This window comes from Streptomyces sp. NPDC017890 (genome assembly GCF_044328675.1).
In the GTDB taxonomy this organism is placed as follows: domain Bacteria; phylum Actinomycetota; class Actinomycetes; order Streptomycetales; family Streptomycetaceae; genus Streptomyces.
The window spans coordinates 1-4,068 of record NZ_JBIRHU010000078.1 but is presented as its reverse complement, the minus strand read 5'-3'; the positions used below and the strand labels follow the sequence as shown (position 1 = coordinate 4,068).

12 protein-coding genes are annotated in these 4,068 nt (G+C 63.0%); all 12 read left to right on the top strand.

Features of this window, described 5'->3' with window-relative positions:
- The first annotated feature begins 115 nt into the window (after positions 1-115).
- Positions 116-313: a hypothetical protein gene (locus ACH4F2_RS35220; RefSeq protein ID WP_021343829.1), complete on the top strand. Its 198-nt coding sequence runs from the start codon at positions 116-118 to the stop codon at positions 311-313.
- A complete protein-coding gene (locus tag ACH4F2_RS35215; RefSeq protein WP_351646441.1) occupies positions 310-633 on the top strand; it encodes a hypothetical protein in 324 nt (107 codons plus the stop codon). Before ACH4F2_RS35220 ends, ACH4F2_RS35215 begins: the two co-directional genes overlap by 4 nt.
- Positions 630-977, top strand: coding sequence for a hypothetical protein (locus ACH4F2_RS35210; protein WP_353798917.1), 348 nt, complete (start codon positions 630-632; stop codon positions 975-977). The genes ACH4F2_RS35215 and ACH4F2_RS35210 overlap by 4 nt, the downstream gene beginning before the upstream one ends.
- A complete protein-coding gene (locus tag ACH4F2_RS35205; RefSeq protein ID WP_351645528.1) occupies positions 974-1,411 on the top strand; it encodes a hypothetical protein in 438 nt (145 codons plus the stop codon). The genes ACH4F2_RS35210 and ACH4F2_RS35205 overlap by 4 nt, the downstream gene beginning before the upstream one ends.
- A complete protein-coding gene (locus ACH4F2_RS35200; protein WP_351645525.1) occupies positions 1,408-1,578 on the top strand; it encodes a hypothetical protein in 171 nt (56 codons plus the stop codon). Before ACH4F2_RS35205 ends, ACH4F2_RS35200 begins: the two co-directional genes overlap by 4 nt.
- A complete protein-coding gene (locus ACH4F2_RS35195; protein ID WP_351645522.1) occupies positions 1,575-1,772 on the top strand; it encodes a hypothetical protein in 198 nt (65 codons plus the stop codon). Before ACH4F2_RS35200 ends, ACH4F2_RS35195 begins: the two co-directional genes overlap by 4 nt.
- Positions 1,769-1,942, top strand: a complete 174-nt coding sequence (locus ACH4F2_RS35190) for a hypothetical protein (RefSeq protein ID WP_351645519.1) — start codon at positions 1,769-1,771, stop codon at positions 1,940-1,942. Before ACH4F2_RS35195 ends, ACH4F2_RS35190 begins: the two co-directional genes overlap by 4 nt.
- A gap of 40 nt (positions 1,943-1,982) precedes the next feature.
- Positions 1,983-2,303, top strand: a complete 321-nt coding sequence (locus ACH4F2_RS35185) for a hypothetical protein (RefSeq protein WP_116102957.1) — start codon at positions 1,983-1,985, stop codon at positions 2,301-2,303.
- Positions 2,304-2,305: 2 nt separating this feature from the next.
- Entirely contained in the window at positions 2,306-2,758 is a 453-nt protein-coding gene (gene ssb, locus ACH4F2_RS35180; RefSeq protein WP_351645515.1) for a single-stranded DNA-binding protein, read from the top strand.
- A 34-nt stretch (positions 2,759-2,792) separates the two neighbouring features.
- Complete coding sequence (locus ACH4F2_RS35175) at positions 2,793-3,119, top strand: hypothetical protein (RefSeq protein WP_234551492.1); 327 nt, start codon at positions 2,793-2,795, stop codon at positions 3,117-3,119.
- Positions 3,116-3,484: a hypothetical protein gene (locus ACH4F2_RS35170; RefSeq protein WP_021343820.1), complete on the top strand. Its 369-nt coding sequence runs from the start codon at positions 3,116-3,118 to the stop codon at positions 3,482-3,484. The genes ACH4F2_RS35175 and ACH4F2_RS35170 overlap by 4 nt, the downstream gene beginning before the upstream one ends.
- 5 nt (positions 3,485-3,489) lie before the next feature.
- Positions 3,490-4,068: DUF2303 family protein (locus tag ACH4F2_RS35165; RefSeq protein ID WP_398136744.1), on the top strand; the 579-nt coding region annotated here is incomplete at its 3' end.

Here is a 4,068-nt window from a genome sequence, read left to right as displayed (position 1 = left end):
CAGGTGTCTACTATCCATCGCGACATCCGGTCGTCTACTATCCAACACAACACACAGAAACCGGATAGAATGGCAATGCCCCTGGCAGGGCGAACAATCCGAGAGGACACCCACAATGAACACCCCCAAAAACCGCAGAGCCCGGCACACATTCCGGCCCACCGACAACCGCGAACCCATCGCTGTCGAAACCCTCGCGAACCGCATCCACCGCGAAACGCCGTTGCAGTCGTTCAAAGCCGACCAGCGCGCCATGATCCACGCCGAAGCACGGCGCAGCATGATCGCCGCAGGCAAGGAGCTGAAACTGTGACCACCGCACTCGTCCGCAACGTCCACCTCACCGACAACGAACGAGCCGCGCTCACCGAACTCGGCATCGACACCAACCAGCGCGGCGTCGCCATCACCATCACCGCCGACACGTCCTGGCTCAACCTCACCGAGCCACACGCATGGATCGCCGATTGGCACACCGGCACCGACCACACCGATCGCGACGACAGCGGCACTCTCGACGAACTGCCCGAGCGCATTCAGGCAATCACCGACGACCCCGAGTTCAACCGGGAAGCCGGACTGTCCATCGAAATCTGCCGCTGGCACCTCTGGATCAACGGGCACCTGTCATGAGTCCCGAAACCTGCACCCTCAACATCGAATTCGCCGAAGAGGTCTACCAGTACCTCATCGATCACCCCGACGAACACAACCAAGGGCAGTGGACGAAGACCACGCCATGCGGGACCGTCCGATGCATCGCCGGAACCGCTTGCCACCTCGCCGGACACGGAATCACCACCGCATCCATCCTGACCGGTGCGCTCGCCTACACAGCCCGAAAGCTACTCGGACTCACCGCTTGGGAAGCCGACCGACTGTTTCACTGCCCCGACAACGAAGCAGCGCTGCTCCTCTTCCGCGAATACATCGACCGCGCCGAAGACGAACGCGACGCAGCCCTCGTCCAGCTATGAGCACCACCTTCGAGGTAGAAGCCGACATCAGCTTCGACGACCTCGTCCCCGCACCCAAAGCCCCACCAGGGAACGTCGGCCACGACCCCCACATCGTGGCCGACAACTACCACTGGCTCCACACCACAGGCCACCCCGAAGACGTCATCGCCGAACGGCTCGGACTCGACCGGGAGACCCTTCGCAAACACCTCCGGACAGCGAACTACCAACCACCGCTTCTTGGCCGGAACCTCCACGTACAACGCACCATCGACCGACTCATCGCCGCACGGCAGCCGTTCACCTGTGAATCGCTCCCCGAAGGCGACAGCAAATACGCCACCAACTCACTAGTCCGACTCGCACACAAACAGGGGCGCATCCGCAGGGCAGGAAAATCCACCCTCGGCTACATCCTCTGGGAAGCCACCACAGAACAGGCCAGCGCATGAACGCCAAACTCACCGCCGCGACCGCCACCGCGACCATCGGCGCCGCACTCACCGCCGCATCACTCATGGATCTCGGCAGCGCACTCCCGCTCACCGCCGCCCTCGCTGTCGGCATCGCCGGCATCTTCGGCCTCCTCATCGCACTCACCGCGAGCGTGCCCCGATGACCGAAACGCCCGGCCGCACCCCGAACGCCGTCCACGTCTGCGGCCCCACCGTCGCCCAGCACGAGGAAATGATCACGGACCTGGCCTACGACCTGCGCGTCTGCGCCCGCTTCGCCACCGGCACACGACTCACCCCCGACGAAGCCCGCGCCATCGCCGACGTCCTCGCCAACCAGCGAGGGTGGGTCCGATGACCCTCGAGGAACATGCCGAACACCTGATCCGGCAGGCCTACGACCTCGACCGCGAGCCCGGCGACCCGGACTGGCCAGACCTGCCCGCCGACCTGAAATCGGCCGCAACCAACCTGATCCCCGCCGTCGTCGCAGCCCTGGAAACCAAACAGCTCGAACCAGCCCACTGACCGACATCGACGGCAAACCAACGAGAGGAATGAGCTGAGCATGCCCGCCCGCGACGCTCTCGCCGAGTTCCAGGCACTCGCAGAGCACTGGAAGGTCACCGCCCGCAAGCTCTACCACCGCGGCCGAACCCGCGAAGCGACGCAGTACGCGAACTTCGCCGACCAACTCGAAAAGACCATCGCGACAGCACCACTCGGCCAATCAGCGCCAGAACCGACCATCGAATACGGACTCCGCTGGCCCGACGGCCTCATCGTCCCGTGCACCCTCGACGAAGCCAAACGCTGGGTGCGCGACCCGACACTGAAACTCGTCGCCCGGCACGTCACCGAATGGCACAACAAGAAGAAAGCAGACTGACCATGGCACTACCCGTCATCCGAGGCGAAACCGCCCGCCTCACACGTGATCCCGAGATCCGATTCACCGGCGGCGGCAAAGCCGTCGTCAACCTCGACCTCGCGTTCAACAAGAGAATCAAGGACCGAGCCACCCAGGAATGGAAAGACGGACCGACACTGTTCGTCAAAGGCACCGCTTGGGAACAGTTCGCCGAGAACATTGCCGAATCGCTGAGCAAAGGCGACGAAGTGATCGTCTCCGGCGAACTCGACACCGACACCTACGACAAACGCGACGGCACCGGCCAAGGCTTCTCGGTCACACTCGCCATCTACGCGATCGGACCGAACCTCAAGAACGCCACCGCCAAAGCGACCCGTACCGCCAAAAGCGACGGGGGAGGGCAGGGAACCTACGGCAGCGGCACCAGCAACGGATACAGCGGCGCGAGCAGCGACGAACCACCGTTCTGACCGCCTACCGGCACATCCCCGAAAGGCCCAACCGTTGCGCAATCCCCTGCAGCTACTCGAAGCGACGGTTCTCTACCTGCAAGAGAACCCCGACAAGCACACCGAATACCACTGGCACGACGGAACAGTCGGCGGCATCGCCGGATGGCTCTGCATTTTCGCCGGCGCCGCCATCAACGGGACCGGTTTCAAAACATGGGCCACGTACCACGACGAAGACATCGGGATCTACGACCTGGCCCGCCAACTCCTCAAATTGGACCGGGCCACCGCCAACGACATCTTCATCGCAGACAGCAAGGCCGACGCCCTCGCAGCCGCGCGGGCATACATCGCCGACAGGAAAGAGCACCACCGATGAGTGACACCACCGACGAGCAGGTTGCGCGCGCATTTGCAGCGACACTGCAAGAACTCGACAAAGGCAGAGTTCACAACGAGCTCACCGACCGCCTCCATGAACTGATCGCAGCGGCGCGCAGTACCGGCAAGGGAGGCGCGCTGAATCTCTCGATCAAGATCACACCCGACAACAAGACCGACATGCTCCGGTTCTCGACCAATGTCACCGCGAAGCTCCCGCAGGCCGAGCGCGCCGAAACGCTGTTCTTCGTCGACAAGGAAGGCAACCCGACGCGCCAGGATCCGCACCAGCTGGCGATGTGGGAAGCGAACGAGAACCGAATGGCCGCAGTACCCGACCCTACCGAGAAGAAAGAAGCCTGACCAAGATGTCTAATGCAGAGCGCGATACTAGAGAGAACGAAGTAGTCGCCAACCTGGCAAAGCAGTCCGTCGACCGAGGCCACGCCGTCACCCCGGACCCGATCGACATTCACACCTTCACGATCGCCGAAGGCTACGGCGGTGAAAGGGTGGTCACCAACTCGTTCGAGCAGTACCTCCCGGCACCGCGCCGTCAACGAGGAACAACCACGGTCACCGACACCGAATCGTTCATCCAACTCGTCGCAGCACAGACCCGACGGTGGTCCACACCAGAACAGGCCGTCATCTTCGCCGACGTCGACCAGTTCAACGTCACCGCGATCCTCAACTTCGACGACTGGAAGGACCACCGCGTCAGCCTCGCCATGCAGCGAAGCCCCGAATGGCTGCTGTGGAAATCCCTCGACAACAAACTGGTCACACAGTCGACCTTCGCGCAGCACCTCTCCGACGGACGCCGCTCGATCCTGTCACCGGACGCCGCAACGCTCATGGAGATCGCACAGACCTTCAAAGCCAAGCGGAACGTCTCCTACGAATCGGGGGTCCGCCTGCAGTCCGGAGACGTCCAATTCACCTAC

Coding starts and splice junctions, on each gene's coding strand:
- ACH4F2_RS35205 (WP_351645528.1), top strand. CDS start 974: ATGAGCACCACCTTCGAGGTAGAAGCCGACATCAGCTTCGACGACCTC.
- ACH4F2_RS35220 (WP_021343829.1), top strand. CDS start 116: ATGAACACCCCCAAAAACCGCAGAGCCCGGCACACATTCCGGCCCACC.
- ACH4F2_RS35170 (WP_021343820.1), top strand. CDS start 3,116: ATGAGTGACACCACCGACGAGCAGGTTGCGCGCGCATTTGCAGCGACA.
- ssb (WP_351645515.1), top strand. CDS start 2,306: ATGGCACTACCCGTCATCCGAGGCGAAACCGCCCGCCTCACACGTGAT.
- ACH4F2_RS35195 (WP_351645522.1), top strand. CDS start 1,575: ATGACCGAAACGCCCGGCCGCACCCCGAACGCCGTCCACGTCTGCGGC.
- ACH4F2_RS35185 (WP_116102957.1), top strand. CDS start 1,983: ATGCCCGCCCGCGACGCTCTCGCCGAGTTCCAGGCACTCGCAGAGCAC.
- ACH4F2_RS35190 (WP_351645519.1), top strand. CDS start 1,769: ATGACCCTCGAGGAACATGCCGAACACCTGATCCGGCAGGCCTACGAC.
- ACH4F2_RS35200 (WP_351645525.1), top strand. CDS start 1,408: ATGAACGCCAAACTCACCGCCGCGACCGCCACCGCGACCATCGGCGCC.
- ACH4F2_RS35210 (WP_353798917.1), top strand. CDS start 630: ATGAGTCCCGAAACCTGCACCCTCAACATCGAATTCGCCGAAGAGGTC.